Origin of the sequence: Pedobacter sp. MR2016-24 (genome assembly GCF_026239655.1) — a bacterium.
In the GTDB taxonomy this organism is placed as follows: domain Bacteria; phylum Bacteroidota; class Bacteroidia; order Sphingobacteriales; family Sphingobacteriaceae; genus Pedobacter.
Window position 1 is genome coordinate 463,335 of sequence record NZ_JAPIVO010000008.1, and the last position, 20,381, is coordinate 483,715.

Annotated in this window: 16 protein-coding genes and 1 tRNA gene; 11 read left to right on the top strand and 6 right to left on the bottom strand. The window is 39.0% G+C overall.

Annotation, left to right across the window (positions count from 1 at the left end):
- Nucleotides 1-30: 30 nt before the first annotated feature.
- On the bottom strand, nucleotides 31-2,835 hold the full coding sequence (uvrA, locus tag OQX62_RS22650) for an excinuclease ABC subunit UvrA (protein WP_265833942.1): 2,805 nt from the start codon (nucleotides 2,833-2,835) through the stop codon (nucleotides 31-33).
- A 266-nt stretch (nucleotides 2,836-3,101) separates the two neighbouring features.
- Here uvrA and OQX62_RS22655 point away from each other — a divergent pair, with 266 nt between their 5' ends.
- From OQX62_RS22655 to recA, 4 genes are all read left to right on the top strand, one after another.
- Complete coding sequence (locus tag OQX62_RS22655; RefSeq protein ID WP_265833943.1) at nucleotides 3,102-3,677, top strand: RNA polymerase sigma factor; 576 nt, start codon at nucleotides 3,102-3,104, stop codon at nucleotides 3,675-3,677.
- A 97-nt stretch (nucleotides 3,678-3,774) separates the two neighbouring features.
- A complete protein-coding gene (locus OQX62_RS22660; protein WP_265833944.1) occupies nucleotides 3,775-3,966 on the top strand; it encodes a hypothetical protein in 192 nt (63 codons plus the stop codon).
- Between the two features lie 55 nt (nucleotides 3,967-4,021).
- Nucleotides 4,022-4,687 (top strand): endonuclease III, encoded by a 666-nt coding sequence (nth, locus tag OQX62_RS22665; RefSeq protein ID WP_265833945.1) that lies wholly within the window; start codon nucleotides 4,022-4,024, stop codon nucleotides 4,685-4,687.
- Nucleotides 4,688-4,824: 137 nt separating this feature from the next.
- Complete coding sequence (recA, locus tag OQX62_RS22670; RefSeq protein ID WP_265833946.1) at nucleotides 4,825-5,838, top strand: recombinase RecA; 1,014 nt, start codon at nucleotides 4,825-4,827, stop codon at nucleotides 5,836-5,838.
- Between the two features lie 79 nt (nucleotides 5,839-5,917).
- Here recA and OQX62_RS22675 read toward each other — a convergent pair whose 3' ends face one another.
- Both OQX62_RS22675 and tsaD read right to left on the bottom strand, forming a co-directional pair.
- A complete protein-coding gene (locus tag OQX62_RS22675) occupies nucleotides 5,918-6,100 on the bottom strand; it encodes a hypothetical protein (RefSeq protein ID WP_265833947.1) in 183 nt (60 codons plus the stop codon).
- A gap of 18 nt (nucleotides 6,101-6,118) precedes the next feature.
- A complete protein-coding gene (gene tsaD / locus OQX62_RS22680) occupies nucleotides 6,119-7,120 on the bottom strand; it encodes a tRNA (adenosine(37)-N6)-threonylcarbamoyltransferase complex transferase subunit TsaD (RefSeq protein ID WP_265833948.1) in 1,002 nt (333 codons plus the stop codon).
- 116 nt (nucleotides 7,121-7,236) lie between these two features.
- Between tsaD and OQX62_RS22685 the strand changes: the two genes are divergently transcribed.
- On the top strand, nucleotides 7,237-11,625 hold the full coding sequence (locus OQX62_RS22685) for a translocation/assembly module TamB domain-containing protein (protein WP_265833949.1): 4,389 nt from the start codon (nucleotides 7,237-7,239) through the stop codon (nucleotides 11,623-11,625).
- A 12-nt stretch (nucleotides 11,626-11,637) separates the two neighbouring features.
- Here OQX62_RS22685 and OQX62_RS22690 read toward each other — a convergent pair whose 3' ends face one another.
- The 3 genes from OQX62_RS22690 to OQX62_RS22700 all read right to left on the bottom strand — a co-directional run bounded on the left by OQX62_RS22690 (nucleotide 11,638) and on the right by OQX62_RS22700 (nucleotide 14,822).
- Nucleotides 11,638-12,849, bottom strand: coding sequence for a bifunctional 3,4-dihydroxy-2-butanone-4-phosphate synthase/GTP cyclohydrolase II (locus tag OQX62_RS22690; protein WP_265833950.1), 1,212 nt, complete (start codon nucleotides 12,847-12,849; stop codon nucleotides 11,638-11,640).
- A 131-nt stretch (nucleotides 12,850-12,980) separates the two neighbouring features.
- Nucleotides 12,981-14,411: an LptF/LptG family permease gene (locus tag OQX62_RS22695; RefSeq protein ID WP_265833951.1), complete on the bottom strand. Its 1,431-nt coding sequence runs from the start codon at nucleotides 14,409-14,411 to the stop codon at nucleotides 12,981-12,983.
- Nucleotides 14,412-14,441: 30 nt separating this feature from the next.
- On the bottom strand, nucleotides 14,442-14,822 hold the full coding sequence (locus OQX62_RS22700) for an START-like domain-containing protein (protein WP_265833952.1): 381 nt from the start codon (nucleotides 14,820-14,822) through the stop codon (nucleotides 14,442-14,444).
- Nucleotides 14,823-14,927: 105 nt separating this feature from the next.
- On the opposite strand from OQX62_RS22700, the gene OQX62_RS22705 reads away from it, so the two are divergent.
- From OQX62_RS22705 to OQX62_RS22730, 6 genes are all read left to right on the top strand, one after another.
- Nucleotides 14,928-15,001 (top strand) — tRNA-Met (locus tag OQX62_RS22705).
- Between the two features lie 377 nt (nucleotides 15,002-15,378).
- Nucleotides 15,379-15,954, top strand: coding sequence for a methylated-DNA--[protein]-cysteine S-methyltransferase (locus OQX62_RS22710; RefSeq protein ID WP_265833953.1), 576 nt, complete (start codon nucleotides 15,379-15,381; stop codon nucleotides 15,952-15,954).
- Between the two features lie 104 nt (nucleotides 15,955-16,058).
- Nucleotides 16,059-16,901 (top strand): phosphatidylinositol-specific phospholipase C/glycerophosphodiester phosphodiesterase family protein, encoded by an 843-nt coding sequence (locus OQX62_RS22715; protein WP_265833954.1) that lies wholly within the window; start codon nucleotides 16,059-16,061, stop codon nucleotides 16,899-16,901.
- Between the two features lie 62 nt (nucleotides 16,902-16,963).
- Nucleotides 16,964-18,121, top strand: a complete 1,158-nt coding sequence (locus OQX62_RS22720) for a glycosyltransferase family 4 protein (RefSeq protein WP_265833955.1) — start codon at nucleotides 16,964-16,966, stop codon at nucleotides 18,119-18,121.
- 7 nt (nucleotides 18,122-18,128) lie between these two features.
- Entirely contained in the window at nucleotides 18,129-19,139 is a 1,011-nt protein-coding gene (locus OQX62_RS22725) for a lysylphosphatidylglycerol synthase transmembrane domain-containing protein (RefSeq protein ID WP_265833956.1), read from the top strand.
- Complete coding sequence (locus tag OQX62_RS22730) at nucleotides 19,114-20,265, top strand: glycosyltransferase family 4 protein (protein WP_265833957.1); 1,152 nt, start codon at nucleotides 19,114-19,116, stop codon at nucleotides 20,263-20,265. Before OQX62_RS22725 ends, OQX62_RS22730 begins: the two co-directional genes overlap by 26 nt.
- Nucleotides 20,266-20,381: the final 116 nt, after the last annotated feature.

The following is a 20,381-nucleotide window of genomic DNA, read 5'->3' on the forward strand; positions in this document are numbered from 1 at the left end:
ACGAAGATATAAAATATTTCTATAGTAAAACTAAGGTTTCATATGCAGCTGAAGATACTTCGCCGTGTAGGAAGTTTTTTCCTTTACCAAATCTTCCGGAGTACCTTCAAAAACAACATTGCCACCTTTATCACCACCTTCCGGCCCGATGTCAATTACCCAGTCGGCCGATTTAATCATATCCATATTATGTTCTATGACCAGAATCGTATTTCCCTGTTCAATCAGCGTATTCAATGCAATCAGCAGTTTCTTAATATCATGGAAATGCAAGCCGGTTGTCGGCTCATCGAAAATGAACATCGTCTTGCTTGCATTATTTCCTTTGATCAGGAATGAGGCCAGTTTGATCCGCTGCGCTTCGCCACCAGACAAGGTATTTGACGATTGGCCCAGGTGAACATAACCTAAACCCACATCCACCAGCGGCTGCAGTTTATTCAGAATCTTAGGTTCATTTTTAAAGAATTCAACTGCCTCATCAATGGTCAGATCTAATATATCAGCCACATTTTTCTCCTGATAAGTCACATCCAGGATCTGCTGTTTAAATCTTCTGCCGCCACAAGCTTCACAAGGCAGATAGATATCAGCCATGAACTGCATTTCTATTTTCACTTCTCCTTCACCCTGACAAACATCACAGCGGCCACCTTCAACATTAAAAGAGAATGCCGCAGGTTTCAGTCCCGCAGCCTTAGAAGCAGGCAAAGCAGAAAACAGCGCACGTACATCATCCCATGCTTTTACATAGGTAACAGGATTGGACCTTGAAGACCGGCCAATAGGGTTCTGATCTACCATTTCTACCTGGCTCACCAGCTCATAGTTTCCAAAAATCCCGTCGTACAATCCTGTCTGCTCACCGGCATAATTACCAATTGCCTTCTGCAGGGCAGGGAAAAGTATCTTTTTTACCAGACTCGTCTTACCCGATCCGGAAACACCACTCACTACGGTGAAAACACCCAAAGGGAATTTCACATCTATATTTTTAAGGTTATTCTCTCTTGCACCTTTGATCAGTACATGATCTGCCCACTTTCTGCGTTTTCCGGGAACAACAATCTGTTCCTTGCCAGAAAGGTACATTCCGGTTAGACTCTTTTTATCCTTAATGATCTGGTCGTAAGTTCCACTGAATACCAGGTTACCCCCATGTGTTCCGGCTTCTGGACCAATATCAATGATATGATCTGCTGCCTTCATCATTTCTTCCTCATGTTCCACAACAATCACTGTGTTACCCACATTGCGGAGAGACTCCAGTACTTCGATCAGTTTATTGGTATCTCTCGGATGGAGACCAATACTCGGCTCATCCAGCACATAGATAGACCCGACCAGGCTACTGCCTAAGGAAGTCGCCAGGTTGATACGCTGAGATTCCCCGCCAGACAGGGTATTTGATAACCTGTTCAGCGTAAGATAACCTAAACCTACATTATTCAGGTATAAGATTCTGCTCACTACCTCTGCCAGCAAACGCTTAGAAATCTTCTGGTCCGTATCAGACAGTTCCAGTGTATCAAAGAAGTGCTGAATGGATGATAAAGGCATCAACACGATATCTATAATTGATTTTCCACCTATCTTCACATAAGAAGCATCCTTACGTAAGCGGGAACCTTTACAATCAGGACATATGGTTTTTCCACGGTAACGCGATAACATTACCCTGTATTGAATTTTATAAGTCTGCGTTTCCAGTTCGTTGAAGAAAGCATCCAGTCCTTCAAAATACTTATTACCTGTCCAGATTACCCTTTGCTGTGCTTCAGTTAACTCACTATAGGATCTGTGGATAGGAAAATCAAATTTGCTTGCCGTGGCGATCAGCTTATTCAGCCATTCGCGCATTTTTTCTCCGCGCCAGGGGGCAATAGCACTATCATATACACTTTTGCTTTTGTCAGGAATGACCAGATCTTCATCAATACCGATCACATTTCCATAACCTTCACAACGTTTACATGCGCCATAAGGATTATTGAAACTAAAGAAATTGGGTGTAGGCTCTTCGAAACGGATTTCATCCAGTTCAAAACGATCGCAGAAATGGGCTGTTTTACCTTCATAATCTACATAACAATCTCCCTTACCTTCAAAGAAGGCAGTCTGTACAGAATCTGCCAGGCGACTCATGGTTTCGTCATCATCATGATAAACAATACGGTCAATCAGTATTTTAACCGTGTGCTCATCTTTGAGCTCTTTATCCTTGAAGTCCTTATCATCAAGAATATCTTCAATTTTATAAATCTTGTCGCCCAGATAAACCCGTAAAAATCCCTTTTGCAGCAAAATAGCCAGCTCTTCTTTAATAGACCTGTTATTGTGCGGAAAAAGAGGACAGAATATAGTAGCTGTAATATCTTCACCCAGTTTGGAGATAAAATCAACCACGGTACTTACCGTATCTTTTTTAACCACTTCACCCGAAACAGGGGAATAGGTTTTTCCTATTCTGGAAAAAAGCAGTTTCAGGTAATCGTAGATTTCGGTCGACGTGCCGACGGTAGATCTTGGATTCGAAGTAATTACTTTCTGCTCAATCGCGATAGCAGGTGCAATCCCTTTGATATAGTCTACATCCGGTTTGTTCATCCGCCCCATAAACTGCCGCGCATAAGAGGATAAACTTTCTACATACCTTCTCTGCCCTTCAGCATATAAAGTATCAAAAGCTAACGATGATTTACCTGAACCGGACATTCCGGTGATGACTACGAGTTTATTTTTGGGAATAGCTACATCGATGTTCTTTAAATTATGTACTCTGGCACCCTTTATGATTATATTTTTGTGTGGATCTTTTTCGATTTCCTTACTCATTTATTTGCGGATAGTATAGTAGTGATATAACCAAAAAAAGCTTCGGTTAGTTTTTTAACTAAGGACAAAAATACGGCTCTTTAATTACTTTTAATTTTTTTTAGTAATTTTATTGTTGGAATGTAATAAAAAAATGCTTCTTTTGAAGTTATAACCCAAACACATACACACCATCTTAAAACACAATAGGAGAAAACGCTATCGATTAAAACATCTACTAAGTTATTTTTAGCAACAAGAGCAAGGAATTTAGTACAGATAATCCTATGAAATTACAATCATATAGTGATCAGGACTTAGTGAAGTTATACTTAGCCGGTGATGAATCGGTTTTGGAAGAATTACTGAGACGACATAAGTCGAAAATATACACTTCTATTTATTTACTGGTGAAAGACCAGTATCTGGCAGAAGATATATTTCAGGATGCTTTCATTAAAGTGATCAACACACTCAGGTCTGGCAGATACAATGAAGAAGGTAAATTTTTACCATGGGTAATGCGTATTGCGCATAACCTGGTGATCGACTACTTCAGGAAAGAGAAGCGCGCGCCGGTGATTACCAGTGCTGATGGTACCGATGTACTAAATTTGTTACAAATTCACGAAGAGAGTGCAGAAGACAGAATTTTAAGAGATCAGACGCATTCAGACCTTCGCGTTTTGATCCAGCTTTTACCGGATGAGCAGAAGGAAGTATTGATTATGAGGCACTATGCCGACCTCAGCTTCAAGGAAATCGCCGATTTGACAGAAGTGAGCATCAATACAGCATTAGGAAGAATGAGATATGCGTTGAGCAATCTGCGCAAAATGATGAAGGTGAAAGAAGTCACCTGATTTATCTTTCCAACTTTGTTTGAGAATATTGTTGAGCAGTTTGAAATAAATATTAAAACGTTTCGTTAAATTAGAAAAACAAACAGTTTTAGTGCTTATGATGACAACCTCTACTCCTATCAACAACCCTAATTACTTAAATCAGAATTCAGAAAGTTTAAGTAGTGAGACCTTTAACGACCTGGAATTAATGTTCTACGAAAACATTAAACCACAACTGAACCAGCTAAGCAGGAATCCGGACGAGGAAACCATTGCTAAAATATTAGCGTATTCAAGGTCTCTGTAATGATTAAGAAATGTTAAGCCGCCAATAAAATGGCGGCTTTTTTTTATCTTTGTTCATGTTAAAAAAAGAACGATATCAACAATTTGTTGCTCATTTTTCTGCTAAACAGCCCGATGCTGAAACAGAATTGCATTATAATAATCCCTTTCAGCTATTGGTTGCCGTTATCCTCTCTGCGCAGTGTACCGACAAGAGAATCAACCAGATTACTCCCGCACTTTTCCAGCGTTTTCAAAATGCCAAAGCATTAGCGGAAGTTACGCCGGATATCGTTTTCGATTATATCAGAAGTGTAAGTTATCCAAACAATAAAGCCAAACACCTGGTAGGTATGGCAAATATGCTGCTACACGAATTTAAAAATGAGGTGCCCTCAGATATAGACCAGCTGCAGAAGATGCCCGGAGTAGGTCGTAAGACCGCGAATGTAATTGCCTCTGTGATCTATAATGCACCAGCGATGGCTGTAGACACCCATGTGTTCCGCGTAGCCAACAGAATCGGCCTAACTACAGGAAAAACTCCGCTGGCTGTAGAAAAAGATTTAGTTAAATATTTACCGCAGGAAACTATTCATGTAGCACATCACTGGCTCATCTTACATGGCAGATATGTATGTGTGGCACGTTCTCCTAAATGCAGTATTTGCGAGATTACGGCTATATGTAAGTACTATGAGAAGTTGAACAGGCCGGCTAAGATACTTAGTGAAGTATTATAAGCTCATCCATTATTTTTTCAAAAAGAATTATATTCTGAATTATTATACTTATTTTTGCTAAAATATTTAGTTTAAAAACCAACATAAGTAGTATTATACAGAATAAATATTTTATATTTACTCCACAATTTAAAAAGATGAATCCAAACGCAGATAAATTAAAAGCACTACAACTAACGCTTGATAAGTTAGAAAAATCTTACGGCAAGGGTGCCGTGATGAAATTAGGAGATTCGGCAATTGAATCTATTGAGTCTATTTCAACCGGGTCTATCAGTCTGGATATCGCTTTAGGCATTGGTGGTGTACCTAAAGGACGTGTAATTGAAATTTACGGCCCTGAATCTTCCGGTAAAACTACTTTGGCTACGCATATCATTGCTGAAGCACAGAAAAAAGGTGGCGTAGCGGCATTTATTGATGCAGAACATGCATTTGATAAATTTTATGCCAAGAAACTGGGTGTTGATGTTGATAATTTACTGATTGCACAACCAGACAATGGTGAGCAGGCATTAGAGATTGCAGATAACCTGATCCGTTCCGGAGCAATTGATGTCATTGTAATTGACTCTGTTGCTGCCCTGGTTCCAAAAGCGGAGATTGAAGGTGAAATGGGTGATTCTAAAATGGGCTTACAGGCACGCTTAATGTCACAGGCACTTAGAAAGCTAACCGGTACCATTGCCAAAACAGGATGCTGCTGTATCTTCATCAACCAGTTACGTGAAAAAATTGGTGTGATGTTCGGTAACCCTGAAACAACTACAGGTGGTAATGCCCTTAAATTTTATGCTTCCGTAAGACTTGATATCCGCAGAACTTCCCAGATCAAAGATTCTGACGAAGTTTCAGGTAACAGGGTAAAAGTGAAGATTGTTAAAAATAAAGTTGCTCCGCCTTTCCGAATTGCTGAATTCGATATCATGTTTGGTCAGGGTATCTCTAAAGTTGGAGAAATCATTGATCTTGGTGTAGACTTCAATATTGTGAAAAAAGCAGGTTCATGGTTCTCCTATGGAGAGACTAAGCTTGGTCAGGGAAGAGATGCTGTAAAACAGCTATTAATGGACAACCCTGAACTGGCTGATGAAATCGAGAAAAAAATCAGAGAAGAAGTAACAGGAGAAAAACTGGAAGAACTGTTGTAAGTTCAATCCAATAAATTAAAAGCCTGCTTACACAAAAAATGTGAGCAGGTTTTTTATGTCATGAAGCTGGCATTGCTACTTATTGCGGTGCCATAAACTTTAAATCTACCTGGATAGCTACATAAGTCGCAATGATAATAGCTACCGCCAGAATAGCCAGCCCAATATAATTTTTCTTCTTATCCTGTTTTACTACCCACATCAGGAACAGAACAAAAGGGATCAGCATCAGGCCGAAAAACACATAACTCATTGTACTCATAATGCTTATATTTTAATATTAAAATTCCATTCTTGACGCAGGTGCAATATCCTGACCTACAAACTCCTTGTTGATATATTTATAATGCCCGGCTATAGCAATCATTGCGGCATTGTCTGTACAGTATTCAAACGCAGGAATATAAACTTTCCAGTTCAACAGTGTTGCCGAATCAGTTAAGGCTTTACGCAGACCCGTATTGGCAGATACTCCACCCGCAATAGCAATCTCATTAATGCCATACTCCTTAGCGGCCTTTTTGACTTTATTCAACAAAATGCTCACAATACTGTGCTGCACGGAAGCACAGATATCATCCAGATTTTCTTTAATAAAATCCGGATTCAGTTTTTCCTGTGCCCTGATAAAATAAAGTATCGCTGTTTTTAAACCGCTGAAGCTATAATTCAGATCCCTGATCTGTGGTTCAGGAAACTTATAAGCCAATGGATTACCATTTTTGGCATGTAAATCAATTAATGGTCCGCCGGGATAAGGCAAACTCAGGATCTTCGCCGTCTTGTCGAAGGCCTCCCCCGCTGCATCGTCCAGCGTTTCCCCCACTACTTCCATATCAAAATAATCTTTCACCAGCACAATCTGGGTATGACCGCCTGAAACAGTAAGACATAAAAATGGAAATGAAGGCCTGGGCTCATCAATAAAATGCGCCAGAATATGGGCATGCATATGGTTTACCGCAATTAATGGAATATCTAAAGCCAGCGCAAAGGATTTTGCAAAAGATACTCCCACCAGTAAAGATCCTAATAATCCGGGTCCCCGCGTAAAAGCTACGGCATTTATATCCTTTTTACTTACTTTAGCATCAATTAATGCTTGCTGTATAACAGGTACAATATTTTGCTGGTGTACTCTTGAAGCCAGTTCAGGTATTACACCACCATAATTTTGATGAATTGTTTGGTTTGCAATAACATTGGCAGTAATTTTGCCGTTGTTACAAATAGCAACTGAAGTTTCATCACAAGAAGATTCGATAGCAAGTATTACTGACACGTTGATTATTATTAAGCTACAAAACTATCAAAAAACTATTAAAAATACTTCTTTGGTTTGTCACATCAGTGCTGTTACTGATAGCGATTGTTCTTTTTTCGCTTCAGTTCAAGCCTGTGCAAACTTTTATAGCTAAAAAAGCAGCGGCCTACCTCTCAAAAGAACTCAATACCACTATCTCTTTAAGCAGTATATATATCAAACCTTTTAAGTCGGTCGTGATAGAAAATCTGCTGGTACTGGATCAGCAAAAAGATACCTTACTAAATACGCCCAAATTCATTGTAGACCTCAACAAGTTTTCCCTTAAGGAAAAGGTCATAGATGTAAATACGGTACAGATTAATGATGGCTCTTTTTTTCTTAAATCTTATAAAGAGAAAGACAAGGGCACTAACATAGATTTCATTATTGATTACTTTGATTCAGGTACTACTACAGTTAAGAAGAAGAAAAAACCATATAACATTTCTTTCGGACGCGTCATCCTGAATAACCTGCAGCTGAAATATAAAAATCTGAAAAGAGATACCGTCATCAACGGTGTTAATTTTGATGATGTGGAATTGACCAAACTCAATGGGATATTTCAAAAGCTGAATACTAAAGATCATTTACTACAGGCAGATATAAAGAATCTGACCTTTCATGAAAAAAGTGGTTTTTACCTGAAGAACTTAACAGCATTTACCACTATCGATACCAACCAGATTGAGTTGAAAAAACTTTTACTGGTCACCAATAAAAGCAAGCTGTCTGATTATTTCAGTATGAAGTTTGAGCGTTTCGGGGATTTCAGTGATTATATCAATAAAGTGCGTATGAAAGCGAACTTTAAAGAAAGTCACCTGGCCTCAAGGGATATCTCCTTCTTTTCTGCTGAATTATCAAAAATGAACCTGGATATCGATATAGACGGTCAGATTACAGGCCTCGTAAATAACCTGAGAGCTAAACAACTGGCTGTTAAAGCGGGAAAAGCGACTTACATCAAGGGTGATTTTGCACTGAAAGGATTGCCGAACATCAAAGAAACGTTCATGGAATTCAAGATTGACATGGCCGCTACCAATAAGCGGGATCTTGATGAAATATTAGGAAATACTACAGGGAATAAAACCAAGGTTATCCCCGCTATTATAGAGAAATTCGGAAATATTTATTTCAATGGTAATTTTACAGGCTTCCAGAATGATTTTATCGCTTTTGGTGAGTTTAAAACAAAAATAGGCCGCATCGTTTCTGATGTGAATATGAAGATTGATGCTAAAGGTATTCCTTCTTATTCAGGTAATGTAAAAACATATGACTTCAATATAGGAAACCTGATCAATGAAAAAAGTCTTGGCAGGGTGACCGCATCCGTTTACATCAAAGGACGGGGAACTGAAGTCAAAAACTTAACAGAAAAAATAAATGGTGATATCCGCTATATTGAATTCAACAATTACAGGTACTCAAACGTAAAAATTGATGGTACTTTTGACAAAAAATACTTTGATGGCACGCTGAATATAAATGATAAAAACGTACAGCTTTCTTTCGATGGAGGTGTGAATTTAAACCCTGAACTCCCCGTCTTCAATTTTAAAGCGACCATTAAAAATGCAAAACTAAGAGCATTACACCTGTTCAAAGATTCACTGAAGATTGATGCAAAATTCAGCACCAATTTCTCCGGCACCAACCTGAACAATATCCAGGGAAAACTGCTCATTCAACAGGTAAGACTGGATAATGTAAAAGGAATATATAATATAGATTCCGTGCAGTTACAGGCACAGGGAATTGGAATAGACAGAACACTAAAAATTGAGTCAGATGTATTTGACGCTAGTATTAAAGGGCAGTATGACCTGAACACTATACCTTCCTACTATAAGGCACTGGCCAAAACGTATATCCCATCGCTGAAAACTGACATCGTAAAATTCAAGGATCAGATCTTTCAGTTCAATCTTAAAATCAAACGATTTGAACCGGTAGCAGAACTCATTGCACCCGGGCTTGAAATTGAAGAAGGAGCAGTAATGATCGGAAACTTCGATTCAAAGAAAAATATTGCTACGCTAAATGGTTTTGTAGCTAAGCTGAAGTACAAGGGAGTCATTGCCAATAATATTATCATTGATGAGAATACCACGTCTAATCAGTTACAGGCCATTATCACTTCAGACCGGGTTGATCTGAATGACAGTTTATACATTAAGAATGTCAACATATCAAATATCCTGAGAAATGATAGTCTGGCGCTCAACGTGAAGCTTTCGAATGCAGACGACGCAAATCAGCTGGATTTAAACGGACTGGTAGAATTCGGTAAAGATACTACTGCCCGCATCAGCATTCTTCCCTCTTTATTGAAGATTAACAATGAGGATTGGGCAATTCAGGAAAAAGTGCGGATCAATTTCAATGATGGTAAAACTGAGATCAGTAATTTTGACCTGAGTAATGGTAATCAATTGTTAACTATTGACGGAATCCTTTCACCGGATACTAAAGACGCGTTGATCGTGGGCTTTAAAAATTTCAATCTGAAAACAATAAATCCTTTTGTTAAAACTTTAGGTGTAGCACTGGAAGGTAATGTGAATGGTAATACGAAGCTCTACAGCCTGCTTAAAACGCCAAGAGTAACAGATAGCCTAAGAATAGACTCGCTGACCTTTAACAACACTTATATTGGCACATTGATAGATACCTCTTCATTTAGTCAGCAACAGAAGCTGGTTAACCTATATATGCGTATCAATGCAGGCGATAAAGAAACATTTAAAGTTGATGGGAAGGTAGATCTTGAAGCTAAAGAATTAGACCTGGCTGTAAAAATGGATGAAAGTGAACTTACAGTGGTTTCTCCATTTGTAAGCAAACTGGTCTCCAACCTAAAAGGACATGTATCTGCTGATATTTCAATTAAAGGCCCGCTCAGTAAACCACAGATTAACGGTGACTTGATGTTAAATAAGGCACAGCTGACGGTTAACTATCTGCAGACTGCTTATACCATATCAGATAAGGTGCATATTGAAAACAGCGTAATCCAGATTAATGACCTTGACCTCAAGGATTCAGGCGATCATACTGCGACTGCAAACGGGACGGTCGACCTAAATGAGATCAATACGCCGACCCTTGATGTGACGATTAAAGCCAAAAACTTTATGGCTTTAAATACCACAGTGAAAGATAACGCATTGTACTTTGGACAGGCATTTGCAACGGGTACCTTTATATTCAAAGGCCCAACCAATAAGATGTACATTGGTATCGATGCAAAAACAGAAAAAGGCACGGTATTCAATCTGCCATTAAACAGCTCCGAAACTGTAGCAAGTAAAGATTTCATCACCTTTCTGAGTAAAGATACTGCAGCTAATGCCATCAAAAAAGAAACCAGTTTTGATGGTTTAACAATGAGCTTTAAACTGCAGGTGGATCCAAACAGTACGGCTAACTTATTCACTAATCTTGGAAATCTGAGCGGTAAGGGAAATGCGGAGTTGAATCTGGAGATTAACAGTCTGGGCGACTTCGAAATGTCGGGTGACTATATCATTGAATCCGGAAGTTTTGATTTCACTGCACAGGAAGTGATTAATAAAAAATTCAATATCAGACAAGGTGGTACAGTAAGGTGGACAGGTAATCCTACACAGGCACAAATCCAGCTGAAAGCTATTTATGAACTCCGGGCCGGACTGACCGACTTATACACGGCTGCCAACAGAGATGTGGGTAGCAGTAATGCCAACCTGCGTGTTCCTGTTGAAGTGGAAATGGGACTGAGCGGTCTGTTACTACAGCCAGACATCAAACTGGATATTTTTTTCCCTTCCAACCCTTCAATTAAAGAAGAGTTACAGGCATATTTCAATGATTCAAATAACCTGAATTTACAGGCTTTTAGTTTGATCATCAGAAGAAGTTTTGCTCCGGGTGCGGGAAGAGAGGCTTTAGGTAAACAATTATCATCCGGTGTAACCAGTACCGCAACAGAACTGCTGTTTAATCAGTTTAATAACGTACTCTCCTCGTTAAATCTCGACTTCGTAGACATTAATATCCGTTCTTTGAGTGAAGCCAGTGCGTCATTTAAATTCTTTAATGACCGCGTGATTATCAACGCCGGTGTGGTAGACAGAAGAAGCGCAAGCGATCTTTCATTGATTGGATCAAGAAATAGTGTAGGCAGTGAGTTTGAAATGCTGGCATTGATCAGGAAAGATGGAACATTGATAGGTAAAATAGCCAATAAGCCACCTACACAGCAAAGTATCTTCGCAAATACGATTAATCCAAATGTGAATGTGACCTCTCTAGGCCTGATATATTCCCAGCAATTTGATACTTTCAGGGAGTTCCTGCAGAAAATTACCGGAGAATACCGCAGAAATGAAAAAAGAAAACAAGCCGAGCAGCAGAATAAGAAACCCAAACAGCTGGTCAATAAAGAAGCAATTCTGAATGAAGAAAAGAAGCTGCAAAAAACAACTCCTTAATCTTCATTTGGTTTATCCTTTCATAATGGTATGACCCATTTTATCTCTTTTGGTCTTTAAGTAGGTTTCGTTGTGTTGGTTGCTATCTATTTCAATAGATACGTTTTCAACTACTTCAAGCCCATATCCAATCAATCCGGCTCTTTTGGTAGGATTGTTAGACATCAGGCGCATTTTAGTTACACCCTGTGCTCTTAGTATCTGTGCACCCACCCCGTAGTCGCGTTCATCACCTTTAAAGCCCAATTTAATATTAGCCTCTACGGTATCAAAACCTGCGTCCTGTAAATTGTAGGAGCGTAATTTATTTACCAGTCCGATGCCACGACCTTCCTGATTCATATAAACCACAATCCCTTTTCCTTCTTTCTCGATCATTTCCATTGCCCTGTGCAACTGAGGGCCGCAGTCGCAACGACAGGAGCCAAAAATATCACCCGTTACGCAGGAGCTGTGCACCCTTACCAATACCGGCTCATCCTCAGTCCACTCTCCCTTACTTAAAGCCAGGTGAGTTGCATTTGTTTCAATCTGCGTATAAGCAGTCATTTTGAAATCTCCCCATTCTGTAGGCAGATTAATCGTCACCTCCTGTTTGATCAGGCTCTCTTTATTTAAACGATAAGAGATCAGATCTTTGATAGAAATGATCTTTAGCTTATGCTGTTCGGCAATTTTCATTAAATCAGGCAAGCGGGCCATTTCACCATCCTCTTTCATAATCTCGACGATCACACCAGCTGGTTCCATTCCTGCTAATTTAGCCAGGTCTACTGCAGCCTCAGTGTGTCCTGCACGACGTAGTACCCCACCATCTTTAGCACGCAGTGGAAATATATGTCCCGGTCTGCCCAGTTCATTGGGATCAGTATTCGGATTAATTAATGCTTTTATTGTTTTAGAACGGTCAGAAGCAGATATACCAGTAGTACAGCCATGACCAATCAGGTCCACAGAAACAGTGAAATTGGTTTCATAAGCAGCTGTATTCTTACCTACCATCAACTCCAGATTCAGTTCATCACATCGCTGCTCAGTGATTGCGGCGCAGATTAATCCCCTGCCATAAGTAGCCATGAAATTGATAACTTCCGGAGTAGCATTGGCTGCAGCAGTTAAGAAGTCGCCCTCATTTTCCCTATCTTCATCATCAACAACGATAATGACTTTTCCGGCTTTAATATCCGCTATAGCCTCGTCAATTGCATTTAGTTTAATTTCCATTATTCAAATCTATCATCAGCAAATCAGGGATGAAAATTACATCACCGTTTAAGATTGATAAACAAAGTTACAACCTATATTGATAATAAACTACGTCAAAATATCATGGATAAGTAAGGAACGTATGTCCGCTAAGATTTCGATTTCTTTTTGAAAATACTCAGGAATATTGCTTTGTAATAATTCATATCAAAAAGTGCAGAATCTACTGTTGCTTTATAAGTCAGGAATGCCCCCAAAGGACTAAGTATAATGATAGCTAGCCAGATACCCACTACAGGATTGATATTGCCCTGGACAGCAGATTTTTCAGCAACGGTTGATATAATATGATAGATCAGGAAAAACATAACAGCCATTACCACCGGTAATCCAAGCCCTCCCTTTCTGATGATGGCCCCCAGGGGAGCGCCAATAAAAAACAACATAATACAGGAAACTGCAAGTGTAAATTTACGCTGGTATTCCAGCTTTATTTTAATCAGCGCTTTGATCCGCTCACTAAAATCGACTATTCTGCCATCAGACATCTGTTTAACCGCATTTGCCTGGTCCAGAGCTCCCTGTAAAGCTGATGCTCTCTGAAGTTCCGGGATAGTTTTCACTATAGATCCCTTGATGATCTTTTCAGGTATTTTAATCTTTGTATATCCTTTAGTGAAGTTATTCTGTTTATAATAACTGCCCACACTCAATACCGCAAAGCGGTTAATGCTATCCAGCTCTTTAGTTAGAGAATCCTGTTTAATCGTCAGCCCTTTCAGATTCAGCATTTGTACGTTTGAGCGGAAACTATTTTCATCCGTCCTGTTCATTTCAAAGCTGGACAAATCGAATTTCTGTTCCGTTTGTCCGAAACGCATTCTCGTTAACTGCTGACGGGGATTGTAGCCACCACCCTGACCACTGGATTCTTCATACCTGACACCATCATTCAATTTCAGGATCAGGTATTTCTTATCCTTTGTTGTATTCATTGTGCCATTCTTCGCAATGATGATCTTCGCCACACCGCTATTGCCGGTATGGTCATAAATCATGATTCCTTTTAATGAAACGCCATCTTTACCTTTTTCATCTACACGAATGGAATATCCGGGAATACTATTATTAAAAACCCCTTCCTTAATTAAAAAAGAGAGCTTTTTATTTCTTACATCCCATAACAGTGACCCAAACTTGAGGTTTGCCTTGGGCAGCATATATTGGGAGAAAAGAAATGACAGAAATGAGATGATCATAATCAACACCAGCAACGGCCGCATCGCCCTTTGCAATGATATGCCAGCTGATTTGATAGCTACCAGCTCATAATTTTCCCCTAACGTTCCAAACGTCATGATAGAAGACAATAAAATGGCCAATGGTAATGCCATAGATACATTTGCTGCCGATGCATAAAACATCAGCTCAAGAATAGTGTACCACTCGAATCCTTTTCCGATCAGATCATCAACATATTTGAAGAGAAAAAACATCAATAAGATAAACATCACAACAAAAAATGTGACCAGAAAGGGATTGATGAATGCTTTAAGCAGAAGTACGTGAATCTTTTTCAATACACAAATGTAGACAAAGCATCTGTAAAATTAAGCACCAATTACACTATGTAAATAGGTAATCTGGTTATCCCAGATTTGTTTTCTTTCTTTCATCGTATCATCCGTTGCAAAGTCAGTGATAGAAAGCGCTACGTCATTAGTGAGTTCATCCTGTACAATCTCCATTTCGAAGTAACAGTGCGGTTCATCATCAAGCCATTTAAACTTTACCATTTTATTTTCCTTGATGCTTAACAGTTTTGCCTTCTGCACTTCATCATCCCATGTAAAGGTATATACCTGATCACGAAAAATTACATCGTCTGCAAACCATTGTGATAAGCCATTTGGCTCACTAATGAAACTAAACAAAATACGTGGTGACGATTTTAACTCATATTCCAGGGTATACTTTTTCTTTTCTGACATTTTAAACCGCTTATATCTTGTTGTTTGTGGATTATTTTTTTTTATTTTTCTAAAGAAAAGTATTTTATTCTATATTTGCAACTCTTTAAAAAAACAACCTCACCCGGCGGGGTAGCTCAGATGGTTAGAGCGCAGGATTCATAACCCTGAGGTCGGCAGTTCGATCCTGCTCCCCGCTACTGTTAAAGGCCTTTAGATGTTAAATCTGAAGGCTTTTTTTATTTCAATCCCCTCTGCTCATTGATATTCGGGCTTATTCAAACAATCAATTAGGCGCGCAATACAGTTCTTGTTGAAATGCAATATGCATATATTTGAATTCATTCTTATAATATGGATGAATTGTTTTTGATATGGATGAATTGTTTTGAAGATCGCGCGTAATACAGCGACTTCATGCTTAGATTGCGATTAAAAATTCATTATATTTGTAATACTATAGTATTAGTTACCCCTCTAATTATTAGATAACTGCTATTATGATATCACTTATATCGCCATCTAAAGCGCAGTCAAAGATCTCCTCTCCCCTTGCCATTGCAAAAAGTAATAAATCATGAGTGTCATAAATAATACATTTATTGAACCTACTAAAAAACCTGAAGTTATCCACATGACAGAATTTGTGACCCCTCTGGGTGCAATGCTGGCTGGTGCTACTTCAGAAGGAATTTGTGTGCTTGAATTTAGTAACCGAATCAGATTAGAAAAGGAATTCAGTGATTTGCAAAAACTACTCAACGCCGTTATGCTACCTGGCAGAAATCAACATCTGGATCAATTGGAAAATGAGCTGAAGGAATATTTTGATGGGAGCCGAAAAACCTTTACTGTTCCATTGCACATACCGGGAAACGAATTCTCTCAATCCGTATGGCAATCGCTGCAGGAAATTCCATATGGAAAAACCTGTACCTATAAAGAGCAAGCCGATAAGATGAATAACCTAAAGGCAATCCGCGCAATCGCTGCTACTAACGGTAAAAACCGGCTGGCAATTATCATCCCATGCCACCGTGTAATTGGCAGCAACGGAAGTATGACCGGATATGCCGGCGGCATAGATAAGAAAATATGGCTCCTGAGATTCGAAAAGGAGAATTCAGGTATTGCCGACGGAACTTTGTTTTAGCCCATTACTACGATCATACCATAATACTGTCATATTCCTTCATCATAAATTAATGCTACAGACATACACGACCTGTACCTTGCGTAAACAAATAAAAATTTACGATGCAAGTAGCTATCAGTCTGAAGCACCTGAAATTGATATTTTTCGTTGTGCTACAATTCACAATATTCAATTGTAAATCACAAGGCATATTACTCCATAATGCTTTTGCACATAATGATTACTGGCATAAACGACCGCTGTTTGACGCCCTGGATAATGGCTTCTCTCATATAGAAGCAGATATTTTTTTACGAAACAAAAAACTGATTGTTGCACATATCTTACCTCGTTTCAAAAAGAAAAGAACGCTGGAAGATCTATATCTGAAACCCCTGCAAGAATGTATAAGCGGTAAAAGCAAGGAGATTCCATTTCCACTGTACCCGCTCACCCTAATGATTGATATTAAATCAGATGCCAACAAAACCTACGCCAGCCTGAACGAGTTACTCCAAAAATACAAATCCATCCTTTCCAGTTACGACAATGGTAAAGTTACCACCAGGCAGTTAACCATTGTAATTACGGGTAACAAACCCTACCATGTTATCCAAAAACAGCAACAACGAATGGTATTCTTAGATGAAGATCTGATGAAGGTCTCAGATGATACGCTCTCTACAGGAATTTATCAAACCGCGAGCTGCAAATATTCCACATTGCTGAACTGGGATGGAAATGGTGAAATGCCAGATCAGGAAAAAACAAAATTATGCCGTTACGTGGAGTTGGCCCACCGTTACAATAAAAAGGTCAGGCTTTGGGCATCACCAGAAAGTAAAAGCGTATGGACGGAACTACTGGAATGCGGAGTTGATCTGATCAATACGGATCAGCTTGTGCAACTCCGCAAATTCCTGCTGCTGCAACAAACTACTTTTGCAAAAACAGAGAGCAAGTAAATAAGGCTCAACTGTCATACTACTGGAAAATCATGAATAATTAACGAAACAAACCTTTACTCATGAAGAAGATAAGAGTTGCATTTTTTGCAGAGATACTGATAGAGGATTTTGATGGTGCTTCAAGAACGATGTTTCAATTGATTAAACGCATCAATCCGGAAAAATATGAGTTTTTATTTATTTGCGGGACAGGTCCGGAGCACATCATGAACTTTAACTGTATAAAAGTACCCGCGGTGAGTCTGCCAATAAACTCAAATTACAAAATGGCATTACCTTCTCTTGCTAAAAATGTGATTAAGGAGAATATAAAATCTTTCAAGCCACATGTGATTCATATCGCCACTCCTTCGCTGCTAGGGAATTTTGCATTGAAATATGCTGGCAAACATAACCTGCCGGTCATTACGATCTATCACACACACTTTATATCGTATATAGACTATTATTTGAAACATACACCTTTCCTCATCAGTAAGGTAAAAAAAATGGTCTCGAAAAGTCACAAGGAATTTTATAACCAATGCCAAAAAATTTATGTGCCTTCTTTAAGTATTAAAGAGGAATTAAAAGAGATAGGGATCAGGCCATCACTTATGCGCCTATGGAAAAGAGGAATTGATCTCACGCTATTTTCTCCGGAAAAAGGAGATGCTGCTATGCTCAGAAAACTGACAGGCAATGATCAGCCAACTATTATTTTTGCAAGTCGCCTGGTATGGGAGAAAAACCTCGAGACACTCTTTCATATCTATGACCTTTGTGTGGCTACAAAAATGGAGGTCAATTTTTTAATTGCAGGAGATGGGACTGCAAGAAAAGCATGTGAGATAAGAATGAAAAATGCAGTATTTACTGGCAAAGTAGATCATCATGAACTAGCTGCTCTATATGCAAGTTCAACATTATTTCTATTTCCTTCCATCTCTGAAACCTACGGAAATGTAGTGATTGAAGCAATGGCTTCAGGTCTGCCCTGTATTATTGCAGATGGCGGAGGATCAAAAGATCTCATTGAACAAGGTGTAAACGGTTATAAATGCAATCCATACGATGCCGAAGATTACATAGCTATCATACAACTATTATTGTCCGATACACATCTTTATAATCAGATAAGGGGAGAAGGATTAAAATCTAGTAAAGAATGCGATTGGAATCAACTGGCACCGATATATTTCAGAGATATAGATGAGTTAGCTGGCAAATCAAACTAAAAGAAAAATGAAGCTGATCCGGATTATAATCGCCTGCTGTATTATCCTCTCATTAGCGCTTTTTATTGGCCATACGGATCCGGATGAGGTTGTATCTGCTATTCGACAAATAGGTTATAAGTTTATTTTACTGATTGTGATCACTGCTTTTGCATATCTTTTAGCTACGCTTAGTTGGAAATATGCTATGGGAAACGAATGCAAAACCGTTTCGATCCCCAGGTTATTTATGATCCGACATGTTGGGGAAACACTGAGCTTACTCAACCCAGCAAGCATTATAGGCGGAGAAGCCTTTAAAGTATACCTTCTCCGAGATTATGGCATGAAAGAAAAAACTATAATCAGCTCCGTAATGATGTCCCGCTTGATCATGATTATGACCCAAATGTTGTTACTTGCTGCATCGCTGACCGTACTTTTGGCAAAAAAAGACTATTCCTATTCACCAGCACAGATAGTTGTTCCCTCTCCTTACCTTATAGTTGCAGTAATTCTGACGTTATTACTATTGTACATTTTCAGAAATAGCATCAGCAGACATCTGTCAAGTACAAAACAAGGTGCTTATCTGAAAATCAAATACCATTTGCTCTATTTAAAATTCGCACAAATCATTCTGGAATTAAAAACTGTACTAAAGAGTAATAAGCTGATGATAGGTATTTCCTTTTTATTAGCGGCACTACACTGGATTACCGGTGCGACGGAATTTTATTTTATACTCAAGTTTCTTGGAATTAAAGTAAGCCTGATGAATGCTTTGATGATAGACATGGGTGTAATCATTTTTAAGACCGCAGGGGCATTTATTCCTGGCCAGTTAGGGATAGAGGAGTATGGAAATAAAATCATGCTGGCAGCGATCGGAATCCCGGGAACAGAGATCTGGATCACAGCCTCCATACTGAGAAGAGCCAGGCAATGTTGCTGGATTCTTGCAGGTGGACTCATTTACTTATACCTATTCAGAAAAAAAGAAAAATCACTAAATGGAAATCCTGTTCATCAGCCATAAGTATCCACCTTCAACCGGTGGAATGGAGAAGCAAAGTTACGAGCTCATCAATGGAATGAAAGCTTACACGAAAGTGCATACCATAGTATATGACGGTAAACAATCAAGATTGAGGTTTTTCCTTACTTTGGACAGACGAATTTCGAAATACCGCAAGGCAAATCCAGGAATTTCTGTAATACATTACAACGATGCCTTAATGGCTACTTTCTGCCTGATGCATAAAGGTCATAAAGAACTGAAACGAGTAGTGACCGTACATGGTCTGGACATTGTTTTTCCACTATCGTTTTATCAGAAAAATATCCTGCCACGTTTTAATAAGTATGACCTCATCATAGCAGTTAGCCAGGCTACCGCTGACGCATGCGTAACCAGGGGAATTAACCGGAAAAAAGTGGTAGTTATCAATAATGGTGTTGACATTAACATTTCAACAAAAAGTGACAGGAAGAGCGTAGATGAGTTATTAACATTCAAGTATAACATAAATACTAAAAATAAGCAGATTCTTGTTGCTTTAGGGAGGCCGGTAAAAAGAAAAGGCTATTCCTGGTTCATCAGGAATGTGAGTCCGAAATTAGATAAAAACTTCATCACCCTTCTCATAGGCCCTGTTAACACCGAAAAAAGAAGAATTATGGATTTACTACCGGATCAATTGACGCATCATTTAGAGTTATTATTGGGTCTGCCATCAGATGAGCGTACTATAGACAAAATGTTAACAAGTATGTGGATAAGTGATAAAGTGGTTCGCACAGGTAAACTTACCTTCAATGAGATTACAGAGATTATGAGTGTAGCTGATGCATTTGTAATGCCCAATATAGAAGTAGAAGGCGATATGGAGGGTTTTGGCCTCGTCTGTCTGGAAGCAGTGTTATCAGGTGCTAAAGTATTTGCTGCTGCGAGTGGTGGTATAATAGATGCAATTCAATCCGGAAAAAACGGTTGGTTATTAACATCAGGAGATCATAAGGAATGGATCCGGAAGATCAATAGCATCAGTAGTCACGATTATGAGAGTGAGTTACCAACCTACCAGCGTATTAAATACACTGTAGAGAATTTCAGCTGGAAAAAAATGGTGAAACAGTATTTTGAGTGCTTTGAGGGTTTATAATTAGAGTCCTCAATGAACTAAACTTAGAATTGAAGCGAAGAATATAAGGCTGCCTTATGCGATGAACAGGATTTGCCCTATTTCCTGTAAGATGCATTCCCAATATGAAATTGGCC

Excerpts from the sequence above, each read along its gene's own strand:
- uvrA (WP_265833942.1), bottom strand. The coding sequence starts at position 2,835 with ATGAGTAAGGAAATCGAAAAAGATCCACACAAAAATATAATCATAAAG.
- OQX62_RS22655 (WP_265833943.1), top strand. The coding sequence starts at position 3,102 with ATGAAATTACAATCATATAGTGATCAGGACTTAGTGAAGTTATACTTA.
- OQX62_RS22660 (WP_265833944.1), top strand. The coding sequence starts at position 3,775 with ATGATGACAACCTCTACTCCTATCAACAACCCTAATTACTTAAATCAG.
- nth (WP_265833945.1), top strand. The coding sequence starts at position 4,022 with ATGTTAAAAAAAGAACGATATCAACAATTTGTTGCTCATTTTTCTGCT.
- recA (WP_265833946.1), top strand. The coding sequence starts at position 4,825 with ATGAATCCAAACGCAGATAAATTAAAAGCACTACAACTAACGCTTGAT.
- OQX62_RS22675 (WP_265833947.1), bottom strand. The coding sequence starts at position 6,100 with ATGAGTACAATGAGTTATGTGTTTTTCGGCCTGATGCTGATCCCTTTT.
- OQX62_RS22690 (WP_265833950.1), bottom strand. The coding sequence starts at position 12,849 with ATGGAAATTAAACTAAATGCAATTGACGAGGCTATAGCGGATATTAAA.
- OQX62_RS22700 (WP_265833952.1), bottom strand. The coding sequence starts at position 14,822 with ATGTCAGAAAAGAAAAAGTATACCCTGGAATATGAGTTAAAATCGTCA.
- OQX62_RS22710 (WP_265833953.1), top strand. The coding sequence starts at position 15,379 with ATGAGTGTCATAAATAATACATTTATTGAACCTACTAAAAAACCTGAA.
- OQX62_RS22715 (WP_265833954.1), top strand. The coding sequence starts at position 16,059 with ATGCAAGTAGCTATCAGTCTGAAGCACCTGAAATTGATATTTTTCGTT.
- OQX62_RS22720 (WP_265833955.1), top strand. The coding sequence starts at position 16,964 with ATGAAGAAGATAAGAGTTGCATTTTTTGCAGAGATACTGATAGAGGAT.
- OQX62_RS22725 (WP_265833956.1), top strand. The coding sequence starts at position 18,129 with ATGAAGCTGATCCGGATTATAATCGCCTGCTGTATTATCCTCTCATTA.
- OQX62_RS22730 (WP_265833957.1), top strand. The coding sequence starts at position 19,114 with ATGGAAATCCTGTTCATCAGCCATAAGTATCCACCTTCAACCGGTGGA.